Genomic DNA, 26,334 nt, shown 5'->3' with positions numbered 1-26,334 from the left:
GCAAGCGACGGCAGTTTCCGCTTGAGAAGTGCAGCCGTACTTGAGTACGGCGCGCATCGCAGGCCGACGCTGCAACGCGTGGCAGCTTATTCGCGATTCCATCAGTTTGCAGACAACTTTAGGTGCCGAGCATGGCGAAGCGTGATTTTTACGAGATCCTCGGGGTCGCAAAGGGTGCGTCGGAAGACGAGATCAAGAAGTCGTATCGCAAGCTTGCGATGAAGTACCACCCCGACCGCAACCCGGACAACAAGGAAGCGGAAGAGAAGTTCAAGGAGGTCAAAGAGGCCTACGAGATGCTGACCAATCCGGAGAAGCGCGAAGCGTACGACCGCTATGGTCACGCCGGCGTCGACCCGAACAGCGGCATGGGCGGGGGCGGCTTTGGCGGGGGCGGCGGCTTCGGCGACGCCTTCGGCGACATCTTCGGGGACATTTTCGGCGGCGGCGGCCGTGGCGGCCGCGGTGGCGGCCCGCAGGTGTACCGCGGCGCCGACCTGCGCTACAACCTCGAGATCACGCTGGAACAGGCGGCCCACGGCTTCGACACCACCATCCGCGTGCCGAGCTGGGACAAGTGCGACACCTGCCACGGCAGCGGCGCCAAGCCGGGCACCCAGCCCGTGACCTGCACCACCTGCGCCGGCCACGGCCAGGTGCGCATGCAGCAGGGCTTCTTCAGCATCCAGCAGACCTGCCCGAAATGCCATGGCAGCGGCAAGATCATCCCCGAGCCGTGCGCGGCCTGCGGCGGCGCCGGACGCATCAAGCGCAACAAGACGCTGGAAGTGAAGATCCCGGCCGGCATCGACAACGGCATGCGCATCCGCTCGTCGGGCAACGGCGAGCCGGGCACCAACGGCGGGCCGCCGGGCGACCTGTATGTGGAGATCCACATCAAGCAGCACGCGGTGTTCCAGCGCGAAGGCGACGACCTGCACTGCGAGATGCCGATCTCGTTCAGTAAGGCAGCTCTGGGCGGCGAGATCGAGGTGCCGACGCTCAGCGGCAAGGTCTCGTTCACGGTGCCCGAAGGCACCCAGACCGGCAAGACCTTCCGCCTGAAGGGCAAGGGCATCAAGAACGTGCGCTCGGGCTATACCGGCGACCTGTTCTGCCATGTGGTGGTCGAAACCCCGGTCAAGCTGACCGACAAGCAAAAGGAACTGCTGCGCGAGTTCGACCGCCTGACGGTCGAAGGCGGCGCCAAGCACAGCCCGCAGAGCAAGGGCTGGATGGACAAGGTCAAGGACTTCTTCGAATAAGCGCCCGACCGCCGACCGGCCCACGCCCTCGGCGGTTTTTTTTGCCCGGTCCGGACGTCGCCAGCCGCCATGCAACGCTGGTACACTTCACATCATTTTGATGAGCACCGCCAAACGCCCGCACGAGATGGGCCAGGCAACGTCATACGGGAAATCTCCCGCCGACGGCAACACGACAATATAAGGAATCACGATGGACAAGTACAAGACCAAGGGACTGACCGCGGCAGAGCTGTTTGAACGGAACCGTACCTGGGCCGCCTCGATGGTGGCCGAAGACCCGAACTTCTTCAAGGCGCTGCAGGACCAGCAGGCGCCAGAATACCTGTGGATCGGCTGCTCGGACAGCCGCGTGCCGGCCAACGAGTTGCTGGGCATGGCGCCGGGCGAACTGTTCGTGCACCGGAACATCGCCAACGTGGTCGTGCACTCCGACCTGAACTGCCTCTCGGTGCTGCAGTTCGCGATCGACGTGCTCAAGGTCAAGCACATCATCATCTGCGGCCACTATGGCTGCTCGGGCGTGCACGCGGCGCTCACCGATGGCCGCGTCGGCCTGGCCGACAACTGGCTCGGCCACGTGCGCGACGTGCGCGACAAGCATGGCAAATACCTGGGCAACGTGGTCGGCCGCGCCGCCACCAACCGCCTGGTCGAACTGAACGTGGCCGAGCAGGTCATGAACACGGCCCACACCACCATCGTGCGCGACGCCTGGGAACGCGGCCAGCCGCTGACCATCCACAGCTGGGTGTACGGCGTGCACGACGGCCTGCTGCGCGACCTGGGCCTCACCGTCAGCAGCTTCGAAGAGATCGCGCCGAAGCTCGCGCGCGTGCTGAACGGCTACGTGGATGGCGGAGAAGTGCGTGTCGAACGCCGCGGACAGTGATCTCGCGCGCCTGCGCGCCATCGTTCGCGCCTTCGTGGACGAGCGTGACTGGGACCAGTTCCACACGCCCAAGAACCTCGCCTCGGCGCTGAGCGTCGAGGCGGCCGAGCTGCTGGAGCATTTCCAGTGGCTGCAGTCGGGCCGCGCCGAGGAACTCGGCGCCGGCAAGCTGCAAGAGGTGCGCCACGAGATGGCCGACGTGCTGGTCTACCTGGTGCGGCTGGCCGACAAACTGGACGTCGACCTGTTGCGGGCGGTGGAAGACAAGATGGTGCTCAACCGCGCCAAGTACCCCGCCGAGCTGGTGCGTGGCGACATGCGCAAGTACGACGAGTACCAGAAATAATCACCGGGCCGGAGGGCGCGCAAGCGCAACCGCCGCGGCGGCGCCCGCGGCGGGTCCTTCGCGCCATACCGGCGGCGCCGGCCATGGCAGGCAGAGCAATCCTTGGGGGCCGGTTCAGGAACTTCTTCGCCGTTCACATTGACCTGAAAACATTTCGTGACGGCCCGTAACGTGTGGGCAGGGCTCGCCGATTGCCGTTAAGATTTTGACATGGAATCGGATTGTTATTCACAGATCGGCATGACAAGTGCCCCCGCGTGCGCTGCGTCTGATCTGGATTAAAGGCCCTCGCGCAGGATCTGGTTGTTTTGATCTTGTGCGTTCAACACAAGGTAGAAGCCATGCGCCCCATCGTCATCGTTCCCGCATGCACGCGTGATTTCGGCGAGCACCCGTACCACGCGGCCCAGCACAAGTACGTCGATGCCGTCACCCTCGGCGCCGATTGCGCGCCCCTGATCCTGCCGTCGCTCGGCGCGTCGCTGGACCTCGACACCCTGTTCGGCACCATCGACGGCATCATGCTGACCGGTTCGGCCTCGAATGTGCATCCCAGCTATTACTCTGAAGAAGTGCTGGATCCCTCGCTGCCCCAGGACCCGGCGCGCGACCAGACCACCTTGCCGCTGATCCGCGAGGCGGTGCGGCGCGGCGTGCCGATCATCGCGATCTGCCGCGGCTTCCAGGAGATGAACGTGGCGCTGGGCGGCAGCCTGCACCAGGCGGTGCAGACCGTCGCCGGCAAGTTCGACCACCGCGAGAATCCCGAGCTGGGCATGGACGAACAGTATGGCGACGCCCACAACGTCAGCCTGTCTCCCGGCGGCCTGCTGGAAGGCATCCTGGGCGTGCCCGAGATTCCCGTCAATTCGCTGCACGGGCAGGGCGTAAACGAACTGGCGCCCGGCCTGACGGTCGAAGCCCTGGCGGAAGACGGACTGGTGGAAGCATTTACCGTGTCGAACGCGCCGGGCTTCACCCTGGCCGTGCAGTGGCACCCCGAGTGGCGCATCCAGCACAATCCGTACTCGATGAAGATGTTCGGCGCCTTCGGCCAGGCCTGCCGCGAGTACCACGCACGGCGCTGCAAGAATCACGACCGGCGCCGGAGCGCCGAATGAGTGCCCCCGGCAGGGACTCGGCGCCGCGGCCTCCCGACTCTCCCGCCTTCTGCATCCAGCGCGCCCGGCACCGCCGCGGCGGCGCCTTCGTTCAACGACAGTGAGGCAAATACATGGCAATTCGCGACAAGTTCAGCTATACCGATATGGAAGAGTGGCTCGATGCAAAGCGGGTCACCGAGATCGAATGCCTGGTTCCCGACCTGACCGGGGTGGCGCGCGGCAAGATCTTGCCGCGCGTAAAATTCACCGACGACCGTGGCATGCGCCTGCCGGAAGTGGTGCTGGGCATGACCGTCACGGGCAACACGCCCGAGCGCGACGACGCCTACGAGCGCGCCATCTCCAGCATCGACCGCGACATGATCCTGCGCGCCGACCCGACCACCATCACCATGGTGCCGTGGGCGGTTGATCCCACCGCGCAAGTGATCCACGACTGCTATTACGCCGATGGCCGGCTGGTCGATTTCGCCCCGCGCAGCGTGCTGCGGCGCGTGCTCAAGCTCTATGAGCAGCGCGGCTGGAAGCCGGTGGTGGCGCCAGAGCTCGAGTTCTACCTGACGGCCAAGAACATCGATCCCGACCTGCCGCTGGCGGCCCCGATCGGCCGCAGCGGCCGCGCCGAGACCAGCCGCCAGGTGTACAGCATCGACGCCGTCAACGAATTCGATCCGCTGTTCGAGGACATCTACGATTACTGCGAGATGATGAACCTCGACGTCGACACCCTGATCCACGAGATCGGCGCCGGCCAGATGGAGATCAACTTCCAGCATGGCGAGCCGCTGGGCCTGGCCGACAAGGTCTTCTATTTCAAGCGCACCCTGCGCGAGGCCGCGCTCAAGCACGATATGTATGCCACCTTCATGGCCAAGCCGATGGCGGGCGAGCCCGGTTCGGCGATGCACGTGCACCAGAGCGTGCTCAACCTCGATACCGGCAAGAACATCTTCAGCAACGACGACGGCGCGCCGTCGACGCTGTTCCACCAGTACATCGGCGGCCTGCAGCGCTACATGCCGTCGGCGATGGCGATCGTCGCGCCTTATGTGAATTCCTACCGCCGCATCGTGCGCCAGACGGCGGCACCGATCAACTTGCAGTGGGGCATCGACAACCGCACGGTGGGCTTCCGGGTGCCGGTGTCGGGCTCGCAGGATCGCCGGGTCGAGAACCGCGTGATCGGCGCCGACGCCAATCCCTACCTGGCGCTGGCGATCACGCTGGCCTGCGGCTACCTGGGCATGACCGAAGCGATCGAACCGTCACCGATGGTCGAGGGCAATGCCTACGATATGCCGGTGGAGCTGCCGCAGGGCCTGTCCGAAGCGATCACCCTGCTGCGGCGCGAGGACCGCCTGCGCGACGTGCTGGGGGAACGCTTCATCGACGTCTATACGGCGGTGAAGGAGCTGGAGCACCGCGAGTTCATGCAGGTGATCAGCCCGTGGGAGCGCGAGCATCTGCTGCTGCATGTGTGAGGCATTGCAGTACGGGCATTCAGAAGCTGATTGAACGTTGGCGGGGAACCCGCCAACCCTACGTCGGGTCGGCGGATCCCGCCGACGCGTTCAACCGGCGTGAACATGGCCCCGAGGCTTACGCCCGCGCCCCAAGCACCTGCTGCGCCTCGCCACGGTTCTTGAACACCTGCGGCGCCAGCGATCCCGCCACCATGCCGATGAAGGCCGCGATCAGCCCCGCCAGCTGGCCCGGGAAATGCTCGCCCAGCGACGTGATCTGCTCGAAGAACAGGATCCAGGTAAACAGGCCGGCGCCGATCGAGAACATGGCGCCCTGGGTGGTCGCGCGTTTCCAGTACAGGCCCATCACCAGCGGAATGAAAGCGCCGACCAGCGGCACCTGGTAGGCGCCCGAGACCAGCTCGTAGATCGAGGTGCCTTCCATCGCGATCGCGTACAGCAGCACCAGGGCCGCGAACACCACGATCGAGATGCGCATCGCGACCAGCTGTTCGCGGTCGCTCATGCCCGGACGCAGGTTCTTGAGGATGTTCTCCACGAAGCTGGTCGATGGCGCCAGCAGGGTGGCCGACGAGGTGCTCTTGATCGCCGACAGCAGGGCGCCGAAGAACAGGATCTGCATGAACAGCGGCATCTGCGTCATCACGAAGGTCGGCAGCAGGCGCTGGTAGTCGTTCTGGGCCAGGTCGAGCGCGGTGCTGCCCATCACGACCACGGCGGCGGCCACGATGAACATCGGCACGAAGGCGAACACGATGTAGCTGGCGCCGCCGACGATGGCGCCGGTGCGCGCGGTCGGCGCGTCCTTGGCCGACATCACGCGCTGGAACACGTCCTGCTGCGGAATCGAGCCGAACATCATCGTGACCGCGGCGGCGATGAAGAACATCACGTCCTTGAAGCTGGGCTCGGGCAGGAAGCGCCACAGGTCGGCCTGCTGGGCCATCGCCAGCACGTTGCCGGCGCCGCCGGCCAGGTCGGCGGCGAACCAGGCGATCACACTCATGCCCACCACCAGCACGATCATCTGGATGAAGTCGGTCACGGCCACGGCCAGGAAGCCGCCCACGACCACGTAGACCAGCACCGTCAGGGTGCCGACGATCATGCCCACGGCCGGCGACATGGCGCCGGCGGTCAGCACCGAGAACACCAGGCCCAGCGCCGTGATCTGGGCCGCGACCCAGCCCAGGTAGCTCAGGATGATGGCCACCGAGCAGAACACCTCGATGCCCTTGCCGTAGCGCTGGCGGTAGTAGTCGCCGATCGTCAGCAGGTTCAGCTTGTAGAGCCGGGCGGCGAAGAACACGCCGACCAGGATCAGGCACATGCCGGCCCCGAACGGATCCTCGACCACCGCATTCAGGCCGCCCTGCACGAACTTGGCGGGGATGCCCATCACGGTCTCGGCGCCGAACCAGGTGGCGAAGGTGGTGGTGATCACCATGACCAGCGGCAGGCTGCGGCCGGCGACGGCGAAGTCGCTGGTGTTCTTGATCCGCGTGCCCGCCCACATGCCCAGGGCAAGCGTACCCAACAGGTAGAGCACGACGAAAGAGATCAGGGTGATGTTCATGCTGGTGAATGCTCCGAAGGCCAGGAATTATTATCGGGCGGAAAATCCGCGATTATAAAGGCAGAACCTGGCGGTAAGTTCAACTTTGCGCCGATTTGCCGCTCAATGTTGTTTGGATGTAAATATAATCGGATCGCCCTCACATCGCCTTCACATCGCCCTCGCATCGCCCTTGCATCGTCCTCATATCGCCATCTCGCGCAGCAGCTTCGACGCTTCGCGGTTGGCGCCGATGCAGGCGCCGTCGCGCATGCAGATCTGCAGCTGCGACTGCTCGTCGGCGCGCATCGATTCGACGAAATCGAGGTTCACCAGCGCCGAGCGGTGCACGCGGATGAAGCGCTGCGGGTCGAGCTGGGTTTCCAGTTCCGAGAGCCCGAGGCGCACCAGGAAGTGCTGGCCGCGGGCCACGATCACCGTGTACTTCGAATCGGCCTTCATGTATTCGATCTCGCCCAGCGCGAGCGGGAAGATGCGGCCGCGGTCGCGCACCAGGATGCGCTCCAGCCGCGCCGGGCCGCTCGCCGCGCGCGCCAGCGCATCCTCGACGTCGGCGCGATCCGGTTGCCGATCGGGGCCGTCCAGCAGGCGCGCCACGCTGGCCGCGAAGCGCGCCCGGGTAAACGGCTTGAGCAGGTAGTCGACCGCGTGCAGCTCGAAGGCGGTCACCGCATACTGGTCGTAGGCCGTGGTAAACACGATTTGCGGCAGGTAGTCGAGCCGGCGCAGCACCTCGAGGCCGGTCATCTCGGGCATCTGGATGTCCATGAACACGACGTCGGGCCGCAGCCGCCCGATGCGTTCGAGCGCGCTGGCGCCGTCGGCGGCTTCGCCGATCAGGCGCAGGCCGGGATGGGCATAGATGGCGTCGCGCAGCACGTCGCGCGCGAGCGGTTCGTCTTCGGCGAAGAAGACGGTCTTTGCGGTCTTTGCGGTATGGGTCATGGTCTCAAGCGATGGGCAGGGTGACGCAGGCGGCAAAGCCGGCGCCGGGACGGGAGTCGATCGCCAGCGCCGCGCGTCCCGCGTAATCGAGTTCGAGACGGCGGCCGATGGTGCGGATGCCGAGGCCAGGCGACGCGGCGATCGTCTCCTGCGCCGCGCCCGGGCCATCGTCGCTCACGGTCAGGCGCAGCATGCCGGCCTGCGGGTCGCGCCGGCTCTCGATGCGCAGCAGGCCGGGCCGGGTGTACGGATTGAACGCATGCTTGATGCTGTTCTCGATGAGCGGTTGCAGGGTCAGGGCCGGCAGCACGACGTCACCCAGGTCGGGGTCGAGATCCCATTGCACCTGCAGGCGCGGCCCGAGGCGCAGCTGCTCCAGCTCCAGGTAGTCGCGCACGAACTGCAGCTCGGCGTCGAGCGTCACGCGGTCGGCGCCAGCGCGCTCGGTGTCCAGCACGTAGCGCAGCATGTCCGAGAATTGAAACAGCGCCGTCTCGGCGGCGGCCGGATTGCGCTGGGTGAGGGCGATGATCGAGTGCAGGGTATTGAACAGGAAGTGGGGGTTGAGCTTGCTGCGCAGGGCGCCCAGCTCGGCGGCCACCAGCAGCGTGCGGGCCTGCTGGGCCGCCAGCGCCTGGCGCTGGGCGGCGGCGTTGGCGCGCACGGTCCGGAAGATGCCGGCTATCATGGCATAGCCCATCAGGCTGTACATCAGCGGCCAGGCGTGCCACGACAGCGGTCGCCCGTCGTCTCCCTTCTGCAGCGACAGGATGATCAGGTGCGCGCAGATGGCGAAGGCGATGGCCGCCGTCAGGTGGATGGCCAGGCGCGTGCCGGTCGCCAGCGCACGCCGCTCCATCCAGCCGGTGAGCGGCCACACCAGCGCCAGCAGCACGCCGCCGGAACCGGTGGTGACGAAGGCATGGGCGATCAGCGACGGGTCGAACTGCCCGGCCGCCAGCGCGTCGGCCTGCACCACCAGGCCCACCAGGACGACGTAGGCGAGCCAGGCGCCGATATAGATGCGCCACATGGGAGAGAGGGAAGCTGGCCTGGTCGGGTTCATCTGCAAAGTATCGTCGAGATTGCGGCGCTTGCGCATGTCATGCGCTCAATTGCAGGAAATACGGCGCCAGTCGCGGCCTGGATGCGACGACGCGCAGGCATGCATGCTTTTGCGCGTTATTGCATGGGTCTGCTTGTTTGGATACAGTGGCGCATCAACGGGAGCCAAACCATGCAATTGCCGGAAGAACGACGCCAACTGATCGCCGAGGCGGTCGAGCGCGAGGGACGGGTCTCGGCGGCCGAACTGGCGCTGCGCCTGTCGACGTCCGAAGACACGATCCGGCGCGACCTGCGCGACCTCGATGCGGCCGGCCTGCTGCGGCGCGTGCACGGCGGCGCGCTGCGCCTGCGCGCGGGGGCGAGTTTCGCGCAGCGCGCCGCCAGCGACCTGCCGCGCAAGACGCAGCTGGCGCAGGGGCTGCGCGCATGCATCCGCCCCGGCGACACGGTCCTCATCGACGCCGGCTCGACCCACCTGGCGCTGGCGCGCCTGCTCGAAGATGGCTGCTGCGCCGCCATCGTCACCAACAGCCCGCAGATCGCGCTGGCGCTGGGGGGCTTGCAGCGCACCCGCATCGTGCTGCTGGGCGGGACCTATCATCCGAACGAGGGCGCGGTCTACGGCGCCGCCACCCTGGCCGAAGTGCGGCGCCTGCGGCCCGACCTGGCCCTGGTGGGCGTGTGCGCGCTCGATCCCGCGCGCGGCCTGGCCGCCGCGAACCCCGAGGAGGCGGCGCTCAAGGAGGCGATGCTGGCCGCGAGCGCGCGGCGCGCGGTCGCCGTCCTCAACGAACGCTTCGACGACGGCGCGCCGTTCCTGTTCGGCGCGCTGGACGGGATCGATCACCTCGTTCTGGAGGCCGACGCGCCGCCTGCCGCCATCGCCGCGCTGCGCGAACGCCATCCCGCACTCGACATCAAACTCACCGGCAAGGCCCCGGCATGACCCAGGTTCCCGCCCTCGCACCACGCAGCGTCGAAGCCGGCCGCTGGGCCATCTCGACCGTCTTCCTGCTCAACGGCGCCGGTATCGGCCTGTGGGCCGCCCACGTGCCGACCGTGCAGGCGCGCATGGGCATCGATACCGGCATGCTCAGCCTGGTGCTGCTGACGATCGCCGGCGGCGCCCTGATGGCGATGCCGCTGATGGGCGGCCTGACCGGGCGCTGGGGCACGCGCCGCATGGTGCTGCTGTCGGGCTTTGCCTTCGCGCTGATGACGGCGGTGGTGATGAGCGTGCCGAACCTGCCGCTGCTGTTCGTGGCGGCCTTCCTGTTCGGCGTGTCCAACGGCGCGCTGGACGTGGCGATGAACGCCAACGCCAGCGAGGTCGAGACCGCGCGCGGCCGGCCCACCATGTCGTCGTTCCACGGCTTCTTCAGCCTGGGAGGCCTGTTCGGCGCGAGCCTGGGCGGCGTGCTGGTCGGCCAGGGCCTGGGGCATGGCGAAGGCGCGCTGATGGTGGCGCTGGCGACCGCGCTGGTGCTGGCCCTGAGCGCGCCGCGCGTGCTGGGTTTTGCCGCGCCAGGAGCGCCTCCCACCTGCCGGGATAGGCTCTTAATGCTGCCGCGCGGCGCCGCCCTCGGCTTAGGGCTGCTGGCGCTGCTGTGCTTCGCGGTCGAAGGCGCGCTGGTCGACTGGAGCGCGCTGCTGTTGGAAGAGCGCACCGGCGCCTCGCCGGCGTCGGCGGCGCTGGGCTACTCGGCGTTCTCGATCGCGATGGCGGCCTGCCGCTTCGCGGGCGACCGCATCATCCTGCGCGTCGGCGCGCTGCGGGTGATGGTGATCGGCGGCCTGGTCATGTTCGCCGGCCTGGCGCTGGCGGTGCTGAGCACTGATTTTGTGCTGTCGAGCTGCGGCTTCGCCCTGGTCGGGCTGGGCGCGGCGAACGTGGTGCCGCTGCTGTTCGGCGCCGCCGCGCGCATCCCCGGCATGCATCCCGGCGCGGGCGTGGCGGCGGTAGCCACGCTGGGCTATGGCGGCCTGCTGCTGGCGCCGCCGGTGCTGGGCTGGGTGGCGGTGCACTCGAGCGTGATGGTGGCGCTCGGCGCGCTGTCGCTGTCGGGGATCGTGATCGCGCTGAGCGCGGGGGTGTTGAAACGGTAGGGTTGGCCGGGGCGCGCAGCTGGCTACGCCGCCGACGCGGTGATGGTTGGCAGCGAGATCATCCGGCGCGAAAGCGGAGCCGTTAACGATCACCGCGTCGGCGGCAAAGCCGCCGACCCTACGTACTCGCGCAGGACGGCGTAGACGCCGCCCTGCGATTCGACCAGCGCGTAGCGGTCGGCCTGCCACGCGATCGGGGGGCCCTGCCCAGGCATGGCGACGCCGCCGGCGCGGCGCGCCATGGTGACGTGCGGCCGGTAGCTGCGCGTCTCGGGCTGCAGGCCGAGGCCGACCAGCGCGTCGGCCAGCCGCGCGTGCAGCGCCGGCAGTGCGGGCGGTACGGCCAGCGGCTCGAGCACCGCGATCCCGTGCGGCCACAGCGCCGGCGTGCCGAGATCGATCCGGAACGGGTCGAACGGGACCGCCAATCCATCGAGGAGCTCGGGCACGCGTTCGGACGCGACGCCGCCCAGGAAGTGCAGGGTGAGGTGCAGCTTGTCGGCAGGGACCGGCGTCGCGCCGCGTGGCCATTGCCAGGCATCGCGCCGCGCGCGCAGCTGCGCGCGCAGCGCGTCCGGCGGCAACAAGGCCAGGAACAGGCGCGACGTCGTTTGCTGGCCCATGCTTCTCTTAGAAGCAGTGCTCCGGCGCCGGGAAGCTGCCGTCCTTCACGGCCGCGACATAGGCCATGACGGCCGCGTCGATGCTGGTCTGGCCGTCCATGAAGTTCTTCACGAAACGCGCCTTGCGGCCCGGGAACACGCCCAGCAGGTCGTGCATCACCAGCACCTGGCCCGAGCAATCGGGGCCGGCGCCGATGCCGATGGTCGGCACCGTCAGCAGATCGGTGACTTCGCGGCCCAGGGCCGCCGGCACCGCCTCGAGCAGCACCACGGCGGCGCCGGCCGCTTGCAGCGCCAGCGCATCGTTCTTGAGGCGCTCGGCGCCTTCGCCGGTCTTGCCCTGCACCTTGAAGCCACCCAGCTGGTGCACGAACTGCGGGGTCAGGCCGATGTGCGCGCACACCGGAATGCCGCGCTCGACCAGCAGGCGCACGGTGTCGGCCAGCCAGGCGCCGCCCTCGATCTTGACCATGTGGGCGCCGGCGCGCATCAGCTGCACCGCGCTGTCGTAGGCCTGCTGCGGGTTGCCGTAGCTGCCGAAGGGCATGTCGGCCAGTACCAGCGCATTCTTGTTGCCGCGCGCGACCGAGGCGGTGTGATAGACCATGTCGGCCACCGTCACCGGCAGGGTCGAGTCGTGGCCGGCGCAGACCATGCCCAGCGAATCGCCGATCAGGAGGATCTCGACGCCGCAGCGGTCCATCAGCGAGGCGAAGCTGGCGTCGTAGCAAGTCAGCATCGCGATCCTGTCGCCGGCTGCGCGCTTGGCGAGCAGCGCGGGAACGGTCACGGCCTTCGCCACCGCGGGCACCGGCGTCGGCACCGTAGCGGCGCCGGTCGCGGCCATATCGTTACCCTGCAAATATGAGCTCATACAAATCCTTTGTAAAACTGGAACGTCCAGATTCGCGTAGTGTAATGCGGCGCCCGCGAACCTGCAGGCGCGGGGGCGATCAAGCCCTCAGGAGCGGAAGATGAAATACACGGCGCCGACCAGGCACAGGCCTGCCCAGATGTAGTCCAGCTTGAACGGTTCGTTCATGTAGAACATCGCGAACGGCACGAACACGCTCAAGGTGATCGCCTCTTGCATGATTTTCAGCTGCGCCAGCGAGAACTGGGTGTGGCCGATGCGGTTGGCCGGCACCTGCAGCAGGTATTCGAACAGCGCGATGCCCCAGCTGATCAGCGCCGCCACGTACCAGGCGCGGTGCTGCAGGCCTTTCAGGTGGCCGTACCAGGCGAAGGTCATGAAGACGTTCGACAGGATCAGGAGGCCCGTGGTCTGGGCCCAGACGGGCAGGTTCATGGCATGGGCTTCCTACGCGATCTTCGCGATGGTCTGGCCGGCCACCAGCGCCGCGAAATTGCGCGCCGGGCCGTGGCCGGGAATGTCGATGTCGGGGGCGATCTCGAGCAGCGGCTGCAGCACGAAGGCGCGTTCATGCATGCGCGGATGCGGCACGCTCAAGCTGGGGCTGGCGATCACCTCGTCGCCGTACAGCAGCAGGTCGAGGTCGAGCGTGCGCGGCGCGTTGCGGTAGGGCCGCTCACGGCCATGGGCCTGCTCGATGTCCTGCAGCGCGGCCAGCAGGTCGTGCGGGGCCAGCGTGGTGTCGAGGCAGGCCACGGCATTGACGTAGTCGTCGCCGCTGGAATCGACCGGGGCGGTGCGGTACAGGCTCGAGGTGTGCAGCAGGGTGCTGCCACCCAGGCGCGCGAGGCGCGCCAGCGCGTCCAGCACGTTCGCCTGCGCGTCGCCCAGGTTGGCGCCGACCCCGACCCAGGCCTTCATTCTTCGGATCCGGCCCGGGCCGGCGCCGCTGGCGCGCCGCCTTCGCCTTCGCCACTATTCTTGCGCGGGCCGCGGCGCGGGCGGCGTTTCTTGGCCGCGCCGCCATTGGCGCCGCCGTCGCGCTCGCGCGTGCTGGCCGCCGCCACCAGGCGCTCGCGGTCGCCGCCTTCGGCCGCATAGAACTCGGTCCACCATTCGCCCACTTCGGCCGGCAGTTCGCCCGACTGGCAGCGCAGCAGCAAAAAGTCGTAGCCGGCGCGAAAGCGCGGGTGTTCCAGCAGCTTGTACGGCGCGCGGCCGGCGCGGCGCTCGAAGCGCGGCTGCATGGCCCAGATGTCGCGCATGTCGGTGGCGATGCGGCGCTGCAGGGCCAGGTTCTCGGTTTGCGTTTCCAGCACGGCGTCGGCCGCCAGGTGCAGCGCGGGAATCGGCGCCTCGCCGGCGGCGCGGTAGGCGGTCCATTTTTCCAGCACCTGGTGCCACAGCAGCGACGCGAACAGGAAGCCCGGCGAGACGCCCTTGCCGGCCTTGACGCGCGCATCGGTGGAGTCCAGCGCCAGGGTCACGAACTTCATGCCGATCGGCTGCTCGAGCACCACGTCCAGCAGCGGCAGCAGGCCATGGTGCAGGCCGGCCGAGCGCAGCTCCTTGAGGCAGGCCAGCGCGTGGCCCGACAGCAGGAGCTTGAGCATTTCGTCGAACACGCGCGCCGCCGGCACGTTGTCGATCAGCGGGGCCATGACGGGGATCGGCGCGCGCGTGGTCGGCTCGATCGTGAAGCCCAGCTTGGCCGCAAAGCGCACCACGCGCAGCATGCGCACCGGGTCTTCGCGGTAGCGCGCCTCGGGCATGCCGATGATGCGCAAGGTCTTGGCGCGGATGTCCTCGATGCCGCCGTGGTAATCGAGCACCGATTGGGTGGCCGGATCGTAGTACATCGCATTGATCGTGAAGTCGCGTCGCGCCGCGTCTTCATGTTGTGGACCGAAGCTGTTGTCGCGCAGGACGCGGCCGTGTTCGTCCTTCGGCGCGTTGTCGCTGCCGTTGCCGCGGAAGGTGGTCACCTCCAGCAGGTCCTGGCCGAACATCACGTGCACGATCTGGAAGCGGCGGCCGATGATGAAGGCGCGCCGGAACAGCTTTTTCACCTGCTCGGGCGTGGCGTCGGTGGCGATGTCGAAGTCCTTGGGCTTCACGCCCAGCAGCAGGTCGCGCACGGCGCCGCCGACGACGAAGGCCTTGAAGCCGGCCTCCTGCAGCGCTTGGGTGACGCGGATCGCGTTGGATGAGACGTTCTTGGGGTCGATGCCGTGTTCGGCCGGGCCGAGGATGGTCGGTTCGGTTGCGTCGCGCTGGTCTTTCACACCCAGGATTTTACGGATGAATTTTTTAATCATTGAATAGATGGATGGTTGGCCAGCCCTGTTGCTGCGCGTGGCTCGCGAGCGCGGCGCTCGGATTGGTCGCGACCGGATGGGAGACGATGGACAGCAGCGGAATGTCGTTGTGCGAATCGCTGTAGAAATGGCTGCGGCCGAAGCTGCCGAACGGCTGCCCCAGGCGTTCGAGCCAGGCGTGCATGTGCGTGATCTTGCCGGGGCCCGAGGTCGGGGTGCCGGCCAGGCGGCCGGTGAGATTGCCGGCGGCGTCGCGCTCGGGCATGGCCGCGATATGGTGCTCGACCCCGAAGGCGGCCGCGATCGGCGCCGTGATGTAGTGGTTGGTGGCGGTGATGATCGCCACCAGGTCGCCGGCGGCCTGGTGCTCGCGCACCAGCTTGACGGCTTGCGGCTTGATCGCCGGCGCGATCACTTCGCGCATGTAGCGCGCATGCAAAGCCTCGAGCTCCAGGCGCGGAAAGCCCGCCAGGGTGCCGAGCGCGAACTCGAGGTATTCGACCGGATCGAGCACGCCGGCGTTGTACTGGGCGAAGAAGGCGTCGTTGCGGGCGCGGTAGGCATCGCCGTCGACCGCGCCGACCCGCGCCAGAAATTCGCCCCATTCGTGGTCCGAATCGAGCGGCAACAGGGTATGGTCGAGGTCAAACAGGGCAAGGTTTTTCATTCTTTGGGTTCAAGCGGCAGGTTCTCTTGCAACAGCAGGTCGCGCAGCAGGGGCAGCGTGACCGGGCGCTGGGTTTCGAGCGAATACTGGTCCAGCGCGTCCAGCATTGTCGACAGGGAACGCATGTCGCGTTTGAAATGAGACAACAAATAGGGTAACACGCTGGCCGACAAGGTCAAACCGCGCGCCTCGGCGGCATGCGTCAGCGCTGCGATCTTCTGGTCGTCCGACAGGCCGTGGATCTGGTACACCAGGCCCCAGCCCATGCGGGTGCGCAGGTCTTCGCGCACCTGCAGCACGGCCGGCGGCACCGGACCGGTGCAGACCATGTAGGCGCCGTGCTCGCGGATCTGGTTGAACAGGGCGAAGGCATCGATCTGGCGGCGCGGGCTGAGGCGGTCGCAATCGTCCAGCAGGTACAGGGTGACGTCGGGCGCGTGCACGAACTGCCCGGCAGCCGCGTCGGCCGCGATGTAGCGCGAAGCGGGACTGGCCGCCAGCGCCTGCAGCAGGTGGGTCTTGCCGGCGCCGGTGTCGCCCCACAGATAGGCGAAATGCTCGCGCGAGACGCGCTCGGCGAACAGGTGCATCAGGTGCGCCAGTTCGGCATTTTCCCCCACCTGGAAGGTGTCGAGGCTGTGCGCCGGCTCGGCGCCTAAATCGAGCACCAGCTGTTTCATGGCGTTCGTCGGTTCATGCCCGCGGTAAGGGAAAATGGCATGCCAGTAAGGTGATGTCCGCTGCGCTGTTAATCAAATTAGTTCGTCAAACGGTTATGGGGAGAGCCGTTTTGCTAAAATAGTGGATTGACCAGTTTTTTGCCGGTCGCCTCCTATTTTACCGCCTCCGCTGCCAAATACCATGAGCCAACCATCTAATGTTTCTCTCTCTTACCGCGACGCGGGTGTCGATATCGATGCCGGCGACGCCCTGGTCGAAGCGATCAAGCCTTTCGCCAAGCGCACCATGCGCGAAGGCGTGCTGGGCGGGATCGGCGGCTTCGGCGGTCTGTTTGAGATCAGCAAGAAGTTCAAGGAACCGGTCCTGGTCTCGGGCACCGACGGCGTGGGCACCAAGCTCAAGCTGGCGTTCGAGCTGAACCGCCACGACACCGTCGGCATCGACCTGGTCGCCATGAGCGTCAACGACATCCTGGTGCAGGGCGCCGAGCCGCTGTTCTTCCTCGATTACTTTGCTTGCGGCAAGCTGGACGTGGCGACCGCCACCGCCGTGGTCAAGGGCATCGCCCAGGGCTGCGAAGAATCGGGCTGCGCCCTGCTGGGCGGCGAAACCGCCGAAATGCCGGGCATGTACCCGGACGGCGAATACGACCTGGCCGGCTTCGCCGTCGGCGCGGTCGAAAAATCGCAGATCATCGACGGCAGCAAAATCGTCCCGGGCGACGTGGTGCTGGGCCTGGCCTCGTCGGGCATCCACTCGAACGGCTACTCGCTGGTGCGCAAGATCATTCAGGTGGCCAAGCCCGACCTCGAGGCGGACTTCCATGGCCGCAAGCTGGCCGACGTGCTGATGGCGCCGACCCGCCTCTACGTCAAGCCGCTGCTGGCCCTGATGGCCTCGATGGAAGTGAAGGGCCTGGTGCACATCACCGGCGGCGGCCTGGTCGAGAACATCCCGCGCGTGCTGCAGGACAACCTCACCGCGGTGCTGGACGCCAAGTCGTGGACCATGCCGCCGCTGTTCCAGTGGCTGCAGCAGCACGGCGGCGTGCTTGATGCCGAGATGCACCGCGTGTTCAACTGCGGCATCGGCATGACCGTGATCGTCTCGAAAGAGAACGCGGACGCCGCTTTTGCCCAGCTGGAAGCGGCCGGCGAGACCGTGTACCGCATCGGCGAGATCCGCACCCGCGAAGAAGGCCAGGCGCAGACCGTCGTCCTGTAACAGCATCCAGGATCAGGTTGGATGAAGCCGGCAGAATGAATCAGGCTGAATGAAGCAGGCAGAATGAGCCGGCAGGATGAACGACGGGGCGCTTCTTGCGCCCCGTCGTTCATTCTGCCCTGGCGCTGCGCCAGCCGTCAGCGCGCGGCGCCGCTGCCGATATGGCGGTCGAGGAATTTCTCGACACGGGTATAGAAATCGATGCGGTTCTTTTCCAGCGCCCAGCCGTGGCCTTCTTCGGGATAATGGACCCATTCGACCTGCCGGTTGGTGCGCATGACCGCGTCGCGCAACTGGGTGCCATGGTTGATCGGCACCCGCTCGTCCACGCCGCCATAGGCCAGCAGCAATGGCTGGGTGATGCGCGCCGCCTGCCGGATCGGCGAAGTCGCCTTGAAGCGCTCCGCGTCCTTGACCGGGTCGCCCAGCATCTGCGGCAGGCTGTAGGCCTTCAGTTCGTCGGTCGCATCCGAGGAAAATATCCAGCCATTGTCGAACAGGAGTCCCAGGTCGGTGACGCCGACCCAGTTGATGCCGCACTTGTACAGATCGGGATCGTTGACCAGGCCCATCAGGGTGGCATAGCCGCCGTAGCTGGGGCCGGCGATGCAGATGCGCTGCGGATCGACGATGCCCTTGGCGATCGCCCAGCGCGCGCCGTCCGCGAGATCGTCCTGCATCTTGAGTCCCCACTGTTTGAGGCCGGCCTGGAAGTGGTGGTCGCCGAACCCCGTGCTGCCGCGGAACTCGGGTTCCAGCACCGCGTAACCGCGCGAGGCCAGGAACTGCGATTGCGCATCCCAGCCCCACGAGTTGCCGCGCACATAGGGGCCGCCGTGCACCAGCACCACCAGCGGCAGGCCGCCCCGCTTGGCGCCTGCGGGCAGGGTCAGCAGCGCGGGAATCTCGAGTCCGTCGCGCGCCTTGTAGCGCACGAATTCCTGACGGCCCATCTGCGCGGGAACGATGTCGGGGCGGGTGTCAGCGACCTTGTTCACTTGTCCGGTCTGGCGGTTGTACAGGCTGTAGACAGGCGGGATCCGGTCCGAATACGAGGTCACCAGCGCCCACGGTGAATCGGACTGGGCCGGCATCGACAAGACGTTGACGGTGGCCGGCATCGTCTTGTCGACGGCCGCCTGCAGGGTCTTCATGCCGGGATCGAACCATTCGTTCGAGACCGCGTCGGTACGCAGCCGCATGCCCAGGATCTTGTCGCGGTTCGCCACCAGGCTGCCGTCGATGTCGTAGCCGGCAGCGCTCAGCAGCGGCTCGGCGCCGAGCTTGCCGGTGGCCACGTCGTAGGCGTACAGCGAGGTGAACTTCGTGCCGCCGCGCGCCAGCACGTACAGCGTGCCGTCCGGGCCGAAGCCGACCGGCTGCAGGGCATTCTGGCCGTCGCCGAAGCTCGCGTAGCTGGCCAGCACGCGCCAGCTGCCGTCGCCGGGCTCGCGGTAATGCAGGGTGATGCGGCCGTCCTCGCTGGTGTTGGCAAGACGCGGCTCGCCCTGGTGGTCGAGCAGCCAGCCTTTCGCATTGCCCGGACGCGGCACGGCCTGGGTCGAACCGGTGCGGGTATTCAGGCGCAGCAGGTTGACGTAACGGACTTCGCGCTTCGTGTCCAGGACCGGGCTGGAGACGTAGACGTGGTCCGAATCCTGGGCCCCGGGCTGGCCCAGCATGAAGGTATGCCAGGGCAGCAGACGCCGGCCCTTGGGGCCGCCGGTGACCATGCCGCCGCCGGTGCGCTCGGCCAGTTGCATGAATTGCGCGCCGTCGCGGTCCACCGCATATAGCCCGGGCGCCTTGCTGGTGTCGCCCAGGCCGGCGCTGCGGTCGCGGGTATTGAAGATCAGGCGCTCGTTGTTGACCCATTCGAAATCGCCGACGTCGGCGTCGTTGTACGAGGCCACGATCTTGCCGCTGTTGTTCTGCAGGTCGACCACCACCAGGAAATCGCGCTGGCCCTTGGCACTGGAGCGCGCCGCCAGGTGACGGGCGTCGGGCGACAGCTTGGCGCCGCCGAAGGCGGCGTTGGCGAAGAAGGCGGAGATCGGCGGTGGCGCGGTGGGGGCCGGCGTCTGGGCCAGGGCGGCCGGCGCGCAGCACAGGACCAATGCGGCAAGCGCGGCGTGTCCGGCGCGGGTAAGAACGTGCATGGATTTTCCGTGAAGAGATCGTTGTTAGATTGCCGGCGTCGGCGAGACAGAGCCTAACACTCATCGAACGTCGGAAATCTCATCAATTTTCACGGGAGGCAGCCGGCTGCTCCACCCACGCCCGGCTACTCCGGCGCCCGGATGTAGTCGACCATGCCTTCGCTGCCGCGGCTGGGCGGCGCGGTGAGCAGGCTCACCGCCACGACCGTGAGCATCCCGGCCGGCACTCCGAACACGCCGGCCGCCGCCGGCAGGATGCCGAACCAGGCGGCATCCAGGCTGCCGCCCAGCGCCGGGCTGGCGCGCAGCATGTAATACAGGCAGACCGCGAAGCCGGCGAGCATGCCGGCGATCGCCCCCTGGTGGTTGGCGCGCTTCCAGAATACGCCCAGCACCAGCACGGGGAACAAGGTGGAGCCAGCCAGGGAGAACGCCGCCGCTACCAGCGAGAGGATGTCGGCCGGCTTTTGCGAGGCCACGTAGGCGGCGATGAAGGCCACCGCCAGCAGCAGCAGCTTGGAAATCGTCACCCGCTTCTGGGTCGAGGCGCCCGGATTGACCATCTTGTAGTAGACGTCGTGCGAGAGCGCATTGGAAATCGCCAGCAGCAGGCCGTCGGCGGTCGACAGCGCCGCCGCCAGGCCGCCGGCCGCGACCAGGCCCGCGATCACGTAGGGCAGGCCGCCGATCTCGGGCGTGGCCAGCACCAGCACGTCGGCGTCGATCGCGAATTCGGCCAGCTGCACGATGCCGTCGCCGTTGATGTCGGCCACGCTCACCAGGGGATTGGCCTTGTCCACGTTGGCCCAGTACGAGATCCAGGTGGGCAGCGCCGAGAAATCGCTCCCCACCAGCGAGGTATAGATATCGTACTTGGCCAGCACCGCCAGCGCCGGAATCGTCAGGTACACCAGCAGGATGAAGAACAGGGTCCAGAACACCGAGACCCGGGTGTCGTTGACCGACGGCGTGGTGTAGGCCCGCATCAGGATGTGGGGCAGCGCCGCGGTGCCGAACATCAGGCAGAACACCACCGCCAGGAAGTTGTTGCGGCGCCCGTCCGACTCTTCCTGCGTGGCGCCGGGGAAGGGTTCGGCGTGCGGCTCGGGCGGCCGGGCGCGCGCCAGGTTGGCGTCGCGCCGCTCGCTCCATTGCGAGCGCGCCTCTTCCACCGAATTGGGGTAGGTGGCCAGCGCGCGCTCGGCCTGGCGCACCTCGCTGAGCGAGGCATTGCGCGCGCGCGCCGCCGCCAGCTGGCGCTGGGCCTCCAGCTTGCCCGTCTCCCACGATTCGGGCAGCGCGCCCAGCCGCGCCGCGTATTCGTCGGCCCGGCGGCGGAACTCGGCGCGCACCTGCTCCTCGCGCGGGTCGCGCGCCAGCTCGGCTTCGCGCGCGCTCAGCTTGGGCAGCAGCGAGCCATAGGCCACCGCGGGAATCGGGTTGTCGGCATGCTTGGCCGACAGCCACATGGTCGGAATCAAAAAGGCCACCAGCAGGATGATGTACTGCGCCACCTGGGTCCAGGTGATGGCGCGCATCCCGCCCAGGAACGAGCACACGAGGATGCTCGCCAGGCCCAGGAAGATCCCGACCGAGAAGTCGACCCCGGTGAAGCGCGAGGCGATCAGGCCGACCGCATAGATCTGCGCCACCACGTAGGTGAACGAGACCAGGATGGTGGCGCCGACCGCGACCGCGCGCACCGGACCGCCGCGCCCGCCGGCGCCGCCGCCGTAGCGCGCCGCCAGGAAGTCGGGCACGGTGTACTGCGCAAACTTGCGCAGGTAGGGCGCGATCAGCAGCGCGACCAGCACGAAGCCGCCGGTCCAGCCCATGATGAAGGCCAGGCCGTCGAAGCCCTGCAGATAAAGGCCGCCGGCCAGGCTGATGAAGCTGGCCGCCGAGATCCAGTCGGCGGCGGTGGCCATGCCGTTGAACATGGCCGGCACGCGCCGCCCGGCGACATAGTATTCGGTGACGCTCGAGGTGCGGCAGATCACGCCGATGATCGCGTACAGGGCGATGGTGGCGAACATGAACAGGTGGCCGATCCACAGGCGCGGCATGCCTTCCTGCTCGAGCAGGGCGACGGCGACCAGGAACAGCGCGAAGCTGCCGGTGTACCACAGGTAGTAGCGCGCCAGCTTGCTGAAATAGGGTGGCTTGCCGCTCATCGTGGCCCATCCCCGGCGTCGGCCGCGGTATTGGCCGCAGTATTGGCCGCGGCGTCGCGGTCCAGCCGGCGCATGCGCCAGGCATAAAAGCCGATGATGGCCAGCGACACCAGCGACGCGCCCTGCGCCGCCATGTAGAACGACAGCGGCCAGCCGAACACCTCGAAGCGCGCCAGCTCGCGCGCGAAGAACACGGTGCCGAAGCTGGTCGCCAGCCACAGCGCCAGCAGCAGCAGGGTCATCCTGCGGGTGCGTTCCCAGTGCACGGCGCGGCGCCGCGCCGCGGCGTCATGGTGGGGGTCAAGGGGCGGCATCGGGTTCATGGAGCGGGGGAGGGAAGGTCAGGCGGAACAGGCTGCCCGGGAAGCGCCGGGACTGGCTGCGCGGGTTGTTGAAGATGTCGATCTCGGCGCCGTGCTGCTGCGCGATTTCGCGCACGATCGCCAGGCCCAGGCCGCTGCCCTGGGTATTGCTGCCCAGGATGCGGTAGAAGCGCTCGAACACGCGCTCGCGCTCATTGGGGGCGATGCCGGGGCCGGTGTCCTCGACCTCGAGCAGCGCCCGCTCGCCGTCGCGCCGCACGCGCACCGTGACGCTGCCGCCGGCCGGCGTGTAGCGCAGCGCATTGTCGATCAGGTTCGACAGCAGTTCGCGCAGCATCAGCGGCTGGCCGGCGATGACGACCGGGCCGTCGCCGGCGGCCGGCGGCTCGAAGCCCAGGTCGATCTCGCCCGCGAACGAGGCTTGCACCCAGTCCTGCACCGTCTCGCGGGCCAGGCGCGGCAGGTCGATCTCGGCGAAGGCCAGGCCGGCCTGCGGCTGGTTCTCGGCGCGCGCCAGCGCCAGCAACTGGTTCACCAGGCGCGTGGCCGATTCCGAACTCTTGGCCAGCTGTTCCAGCGAGCGGTGGATCTCGGCCGGATCGAGCTGGCGCAGGGCCAGCTCGGACTGCATGCGCATGCCGGCCAGCGGGGTCTTCATCTGGTGCGCGGCGTCGGCGATGAAGCGCTTCTGCATCGCCATCGATTCGCCCAGGCGCTCGAGCATGTCGTTGAAGGAGCCGACCAGCGGCGAGATTTCTTCGGGCACCTGGCGCGGATCGATCGGCGACAGGTCGTCCTGGGGCCGCGCGCGGATGCGCTGCTGCAGCTCGGCCAGCGGGGTCAGGCCGCGCGACAGCGCGAACCACACCAGGGCCAGGATCACCGGCAGGATGATGAACTGGGGCAGGATCACGCCCTTGATGATCTCGCCGGCCAGGTGCGCCCGTTTATCGAGCGTCTCGGCCACCTGCACCAGGGCCAGCGGCGGTTCGAGCGGCGGCTGCAGGGAACGTTCATGCAATGGGTCGAGGTTGACGTAGGTGTAGGCGACCCGGATCGGGGTGCCGTGGATGCTGTCGTTGCGGAACTCGACGGCGCCGGCGCGCGCATGCTCGTCGGCCGCGTCCATCCGCGGACGCGGCAGGTCGCGGTCGCCGTCCAGCAGCTCGCCGTCGGGTCCGGCCAGCAGGTAATAGACGCTGTCGACGTCGTCGGCGCGCAGGATGTCGCGGCCGGACGGATGCAGCTGGCCGGCGGCCTTGCCGCCCACGCTGCGGATCTGCTGGCCCAGCACCGTGACCCGGTCTTCGAGTGCGTCGTCGAAGGGCTGGTTGGCGATCGACTTGGCGACCAGATAGGTGATGGCGATGCTCATCGGCCACAGCAGCAGGAGCGGGGCCAGCATCCAGTCGAGGATCTCGCCGAACAGCGAGTGCCGGATGTTTTCGTCGGGCTCGGGATTCGGCGGGACGTAGGTCGGCTCGGCCGCCGCGGCCGGGGCGGAAGCCGCCCCGTATGCCGGGCCTTGTGCCGGCCCGGCCGTGAAATCGGCGTCGCGTTCGTTCACCTGTCGGCGACGGTTGCCGTTGCCGTTGCCGTTGGCGTGGCCGTTGGCGTTGCGGCGGCGCGTTCCGCCGAAGGCGCGGCGGCGGCGGCCTCGGAGAATTTCTCGAGGCAGTAGCCAAGGCCGCGCACGGTGGCGATGCGCACGCCGCCGACTTCGATCTTCTTGCGCAGGCGGTGCACGTACACCTCGATCGCGTTGTTCGAGACTTCTTCGCCCCATTCGCACAAATGGTCAACCAATTGTTCTTTGGATACCAGGCGGCCGGTGCGCGCCAGCAGCACCTCGAGCAGGCCCAGCTCGCGCGCCGACAGGTCGAGCATCTGGTCGTTGATGTAGGCGCTGCGGCCCACCTGGTCGTAGACCAGCGGGCCGTGGCGCACCACGGTCGGGCCGCCGCCGGCGCCGCGGCGGGTGAGGGCGCGCACCCGCGCCTCGAGTTCGGACAGGGCGAACGGCTTGGCCATGTAGTCGTCGGCGCCCAGGTCGAGGCCTTCCACCCGCTGCTCGACGGAATCGGCGGCGGTGAGGATCAGAACCGGCAGCAGCGAGGCGCGGGCGCGCAGGCGGCGCAGCACTTCGAGTCCCGACATCTTCGGCAGGCCGAGGTCGAGGATGAGCAGGTCGAATTCTTGGGTGGAAAGGGCGGTATCGGCATCCTGCCCGTTCTTGACGTAATCGATGGCGTAGCCGGACTGGCGCAGGGATCGCGTCAGCCCATCGGCAAGTACGCTATCATCTTCGGCGAGCAGAATTCGCATGGGGACACCTCGGTTATCGCGTTAGACAAACTCAGGCCCGTATTGTGTTTGATTTGTCACAACAATGCGAGCCTTGATCATTTTATTGGCAAGACGACCACGTTTTAGTGCTTGCAAAAACCACTGGATTTTTATACAGTAGTGGCTCTTGAAGTGCGCGTGCGCGCCCACACCTTGCCTACTCCACGATTGAAAGTACACCATGGACGACAAAAAAACCGCATTGAACGCCTCTGAAAAAGGCAAAGCGCTGGCAGCCGCCCTGGCGCAGATCGAAAAGCAGTTCGGCAAGGGCTCGGTCATGCGCATGGACGCCAACGCGCCGGTCGAGGAAGTGCAGACTGTTTCCACGGGCTCGCTGGGCCTCGACATCGCCCTGGGCGTCGGCGGCCTGCCGCGCGGCCGTATCGTCGAGATCTACGGTCCGGAATCGTCGGGTAAAACCACCCTGACCCTGCAAACCATCGCCCAGATGCAAAAGCTGGGTGGCACCTGCGCCTTCATCGACGCCGAGCACGCGCTTGACGTGACCTATGCCCAAAAACTGGGCATCAACCTGAGCGAGCTGCTGATCTCGCAGCCGGATACCGGCGAACAGGCGCTCGAAATCACCGACGCGCTGGTGCGCTCGGGCAGCGTCGACCTGGTGGTCATCGACTCGGTGGCGGCACTGACCCCGCGCGCCGAGATCGAAGGCGACATGGGCGATTCGCTGCCGGGCCTGCAGGCGCGCCTGATGTCGCAAGCGCTGCGCAAGCTGACCGGTTCGATCAACCGCACCAACACGCTGGTGATCTTCATTAACCAGATCCGCATGAAGATCGGCGTCATGTTCGGCAGCCCGGAGACCACCACCGGCGGTAACGCACTGAAGTTCTACGCCTCCGTGCGCCTGGACATCCGTCGCACCGGTTCGATCAAGTCGGGCGACGAAGTGATCGGTAACGAAACCAAGGTCAAGGTCGTCAAGAACAAGATCGCGCCGCCGTTCAAGGAAGCCCACTTCGACATCCTGTACGGAGCAGGCACCTCGCGCGAAGGCGAAATCCTGGACCTGGGCGCCGACAACAAGATCGTCGAGAAGTCGGGCTCGTGGTACAGCTATAACGGCGAGCGCATCGGCCAGGGCAAGGACAATGCCCGTCAGTTCCTGGTGGATCGCCCAGCCCTGGCGCGTGAGATCGAGAACAAGGTCCGTGCCGCCCTGGGCGTGCGCGAACTGCCGCCGGCGGCAGCCGGTGGCGACGACAAGCCGAAGCTGCAGGCAGTCGGTGAGTAATCGCCTGGCGAGGGCGGCGTGGCAGGCTGGCGCCTTGGGTGTCTGCTCCACGTCCGCCCACGCCATGTTGTCGATGAGGGTGTCCCGATGCCAGCGCCGGTACTGAGCCTCAAGGGGCGCGCGCTGCGTTACCTGTCGCAGCGCGAGCACAGCCGGTTCGAGTTGCGGCGCAAGCTGGCCAAGTATGCCCAGGAAGACGAAGACGTCGACGCCCTGCTGGATTTTCTTGAAAAGAATAACTGGCTGTCGCAGGAACGTTTCGCCGAGTCCCTGATCAACCGTAAGGCCAGCCGCTACGGCAACAGCCGCGTGGTGGCGGAGCTGCAAAGCCATGGCGTCACCGGCGATGCGCTGGTCGAGATCAAGGCCGGGCTGTCCGACAGCGAGACCGCGCGCGCCACCGAAGTCTGGCAGCGCAAGTTCGGCGCCGTCGCCACCGACGCGGCGATGCGCGCCAAGCAGATGCGCTTCTTGTTGCAGCGCGGCTTTTCCCAGCGTGCGGCGCGGGTGGCGATGCAGGGTAGCCCTGCGGACGATGAATTCGATGGAAGCTGATGGATGTCGGTCCATCGGCATGATCGCTCTAGGCGCCAGCGTGGAGCGCCATTCCCGATATGCTTAAAAGCATATTCCTCAACGGGTGATGGCGCTGCACGCTGGCGCTTTTTGTCGTCTGGTCATCCGGCCAGCGGCTGATCCTATCCTAACGACATATCTTTCATTCACGCCGTGAATGGGGCGGCAATGTTCATTATCGACAGGCGAATAATATAAGCGGTCAACGCGCCGTCATGTTTCCGTGAAGTCCCTTCATCTCCCCGTAGTATCCCTTACCGACCTTTCTTTCCCATGCGCCGCTGTGGACGCTGTGCTAAACTTTG

Annotated in this window: 25 protein-coding genes; 10 read left to right on the top strand and 15 right to left on the bottom strand. The window is 67.1% G+C overall.

The window, feature by feature from the left end:
• Positions 1 to 131: 131 nt before the first annotated feature.
• From dnaJ to ACZ9AQ_RS10350, 5 genes are all read left to right on the top strand, one after another.
• Entirely contained in the window at positions 132 to 1,265 is a 1,134-nt protein-coding gene (gene dnaJ / locus ACZ9AQ_RS10370; protein ID WP_429203677.1) for a molecular chaperone DnaJ, read from the top strand.
• Between the two features lie 193 nt (positions 1,266 to 1,458).
• Positions 1,459 to 2,157, top strand: a complete 699-nt coding sequence (can, locus tag ACZ9AQ_RS10365) for a carbonate dehydratase (protein WP_429203676.1) — start codon at positions 1,459 to 1,461, stop codon at positions 2,155 to 2,157.
• Positions 2,135 to 2,503: a nucleotide pyrophosphohydrolase gene (locus ACZ9AQ_RS10360; protein WP_429203675.1), complete on the top strand. Its 369-nt coding sequence runs from the start codon at positions 2,135 to 2,137 to the stop codon at positions 2,501 to 2,503. Before can ends, ACZ9AQ_RS10360 begins: the two co-directional genes overlap by 23 nt.
• Positions 2,504 to 2,844: 341 nt before the next feature.
• Positions 2,845 to 3,624 (top strand): gamma-glutamyl-gamma-aminobutyrate hydrolase family protein, encoded by a 780-nt coding sequence (locus ACZ9AQ_RS10355; RefSeq protein ID WP_429203674.1) that lies wholly within the window; start codon positions 2,845 to 2,847, stop codon positions 3,622 to 3,624.
• 113 nt (positions 3,625 to 3,737) lie between these two features.
• On the top strand, positions 3,738 to 5,108 hold the full coding sequence (locus ACZ9AQ_RS10350; RefSeq protein ID WP_429203673.1) for a glutamine synthetase family protein: 1,371 nt from the start codon (positions 3,738 to 3,740) through the stop codon (positions 5,106 to 5,108).
• Between the two features lie 118 nt (positions 5,109 to 5,226).
• Here the strand turns inward: ACZ9AQ_RS10350 and ACZ9AQ_RS10345 are convergent, their stop codons facing one another.
• From ACZ9AQ_RS10345 to ACZ9AQ_RS10335, 3 genes are all read right to left on the bottom strand, one after another.
• Positions 5,227 to 6,687 (bottom strand): high affinity choline transporter 1, encoded by a 1,461-nt coding sequence (locus ACZ9AQ_RS10345; protein ID WP_429203672.1) that lies wholly within the window; start codon positions 6,685 to 6,687, stop codon positions 5,227 to 5,229.
• Between the two features lie 183 nt (positions 6,688 to 6,870).
• Complete coding sequence (locus ACZ9AQ_RS10340; protein ID WP_429203671.1) at positions 6,871 to 7,632, bottom strand: LytR/AlgR family response regulator transcription factor; 762 nt, start codon at positions 7,630 to 7,632, stop codon at positions 6,871 to 6,873.
• 4 nt (positions 7,633 to 7,636) lie between these two features.
• Positions 7,637 to 8,734 (bottom strand): sensor histidine kinase, encoded by a 1,098-nt coding sequence (locus ACZ9AQ_RS10335; protein WP_429203670.1) that lies wholly within the window; start codon positions 8,732 to 8,734, stop codon positions 7,637 to 7,639.
• Between the two features lie 135 nt (positions 8,735 to 8,869).
• Here ACZ9AQ_RS10335 and ACZ9AQ_RS10330 point away from each other — a divergent pair, with 135 nt between their 5' ends.
• On the top strand, positions 8,870 to 9,646 hold the full coding sequence (locus tag ACZ9AQ_RS10330; protein WP_429203669.1) for a DeoR/GlpR family DNA-binding transcription regulator: 777 nt from the start codon (positions 8,870 to 8,872) through the stop codon (positions 9,644 to 9,646).
• Positions 9,643 to 10,806: an MFS transporter gene (locus ACZ9AQ_RS10325; RefSeq protein WP_429203668.1), complete on the top strand. Its 1,164-nt coding sequence runs from the start codon at positions 9,643 to 9,645 to the stop codon at positions 10,804 to 10,806. Before ACZ9AQ_RS10330 ends, ACZ9AQ_RS10325 begins: the two co-directional genes overlap by 4 nt.
• Before the next feature lie 89 nt (positions 10,807 to 10,895).
• Here the strand turns inward: ACZ9AQ_RS10325 and thpR are convergent, their stop codons facing one another.
• The 7 genes from thpR to hda all read right to left on the bottom strand — a co-directional run bounded on the left by thpR (position 10,896) and on the right by hda (position 15,968).
• Complete coding sequence (thpR, locus tag ACZ9AQ_RS10320) at positions 10,896 to 11,429, bottom strand: RNA 2',3'-cyclic phosphodiesterase (RefSeq protein ID WP_429203667.1); 534 nt, start codon at positions 11,427 to 11,429, stop codon at positions 10,896 to 10,898.
• Between the two features lie 7 nt (positions 11,430 to 11,436).
• The gene (panB, locus tag ACZ9AQ_RS10315; RefSeq protein ID WP_429203666.1) at positions 11,437 to 12,303 is read right to left on the bottom strand and encodes a 3-methyl-2-oxobutanoate hydroxymethyltransferase; all 867 of its coding nucleotides are present in this window, start codon (positions 12,301 to 12,303) and stop codon (positions 11,437 to 11,439) included.
• An 87-nt stretch (positions 12,304 to 12,390) separates the two neighbouring features.
• Positions 12,391 to 12,738, bottom strand: a complete 348-nt coding sequence (locus tag ACZ9AQ_RS10310; RefSeq protein WP_429203665.1) for a DMT family protein — start codon at positions 12,736 to 12,738, stop codon at positions 12,391 to 12,393.
• A 12-nt stretch (positions 12,739 to 12,750) separates the two neighbouring features.
• The gene (folK, locus tag ACZ9AQ_RS10305; protein ID WP_429203664.1) at positions 12,751 to 13,224 is read right to left on the bottom strand and encodes a 2-amino-4-hydroxy-6-hydroxymethyldihydropteridine diphosphokinase; all 474 of its coding nucleotides are present in this window, start codon (positions 13,222 to 13,224) and stop codon (positions 12,751 to 12,753) included.
• Positions 13,221 to 14,621, bottom strand: a complete 1,401-nt coding sequence (pcnB, locus tag ACZ9AQ_RS10300; RefSeq protein ID WP_429203663.1) for a polynucleotide adenylyltransferase PcnB — start codon at positions 14,619 to 14,621, stop codon at positions 13,221 to 13,223. The genes folK and pcnB overlap by 4 nt, the downstream gene beginning before the upstream one ends.
• Positions 14,614 to 15,288, bottom strand: coding sequence for an HAD family hydrolase (locus ACZ9AQ_RS10295; RefSeq protein WP_429203662.1), 675 nt, complete (start codon positions 15,286 to 15,288; stop codon positions 14,614 to 14,616). The genes pcnB and ACZ9AQ_RS10295 overlap by 8 nt, the downstream gene beginning before the upstream one ends.
• Positions 15,285 to 15,968 (bottom strand): DnaA regulatory inactivator Hda, encoded by a 684-nt coding sequence (gene hda / locus ACZ9AQ_RS10290; RefSeq protein ID WP_429203661.1) that lies wholly within the window; start codon positions 15,966 to 15,968, stop codon positions 15,285 to 15,287. Before hda ends, ACZ9AQ_RS10295 begins: the two co-directional genes overlap by 4 nt.
• A 181-nt stretch (positions 15,969 to 16,149) precedes the next feature.
• On the opposite strand from hda, the gene purM reads away from it, so the two are divergent.
• Entirely contained in the window at positions 16,150 to 17,193 is a 1,044-nt protein-coding gene (gene purM / locus ACZ9AQ_RS10285; RefSeq protein WP_429203660.1) for a phosphoribosylformylglycinamidine cyclo-ligase, read from the top strand.
• 137 nt (positions 17,194 to 17,330) lie between these two features.
• Here purM and ACZ9AQ_RS10280 read toward each other — a convergent pair whose 3' ends face one another.
• From ACZ9AQ_RS10280 to ACZ9AQ_RS10260, 5 genes are all read right to left on the bottom strand, one after another.
• Entirely contained in the window at positions 17,331 to 19,352 is a 2,022-nt protein-coding gene (locus ACZ9AQ_RS10280) for a S9 family peptidase (protein WP_429203659.1), read from the bottom strand.
• Positions 19,353 to 19,477: 125 nt separating this feature from the next.
• Positions 19,478 to 21,526, bottom strand: coding sequence for a sodium:solute symporter family protein (locus ACZ9AQ_RS10275; protein ID WP_429203658.1), 2,049 nt, complete (start codon positions 21,524 to 21,526; stop codon positions 19,478 to 19,480).
• The gene (locus ACZ9AQ_RS10270) at positions 21,523 to 21,849 is read right to left on the bottom strand and encodes a DUF4212 domain-containing protein (protein WP_429203657.1); all 327 of its coding nucleotides are present in this window, start codon (positions 21,847 to 21,849) and stop codon (positions 21,523 to 21,525) included. Before ACZ9AQ_RS10270 ends, ACZ9AQ_RS10275 begins: the two co-directional genes overlap by 4 nt.
• On the bottom strand, positions 21,827 to 23,416 hold the full coding sequence (locus ACZ9AQ_RS10265) for a sensor histidine kinase (RefSeq protein ID WP_429203656.1): 1,590 nt from the start codon (positions 23,414 to 23,416) through the stop codon (positions 21,827 to 21,829). Before ACZ9AQ_RS10265 ends, ACZ9AQ_RS10270 begins: the two co-directional genes overlap by 23 nt.
• On the bottom strand, positions 23,413 to 24,174 hold the full coding sequence (locus ACZ9AQ_RS10260) for a response regulator (RefSeq protein ID WP_429203655.1): 762 nt from the start codon (positions 24,172 to 24,174) through the stop codon (positions 23,413 to 23,415). Before ACZ9AQ_RS10260 ends, ACZ9AQ_RS10265 begins: the two co-directional genes overlap by 4 nt.
• Positions 24,175 to 24,376: 202 nt before the next feature.
• Between ACZ9AQ_RS10260 and recA the strand changes: the two genes are divergently transcribed.
• Positions 24,377 to 25,453 carry a recombinase RecA gene (gene recA / locus ACZ9AQ_RS10255; protein ID WP_429203654.1) on the top strand — a complete coding sequence of 359 codons (1,077 nt, stop codon included), beginning with the start codon at positions 24,377 to 24,379 and terminating at the stop codon, positions 25,451 to 25,453.
• 87 nt (positions 25,454 to 25,540) lie between these two features.
• A complete protein-coding gene (recX, locus tag ACZ9AQ_RS10250; RefSeq protein ID WP_429203653.1) occupies positions 25,541 to 26,008 on the top strand; it encodes a recombination regulator RecX in 468 nt (155 codons plus the stop codon).
• Positions 26,009 to 26,334 lie beyond the last annotated feature (326 nt).

This window comes from Massilia sp. UYP34 (genome assembly GCF_056279385.1).
This window is presented reverse-complemented; position numbering and strand designations above follow the sequence as displayed.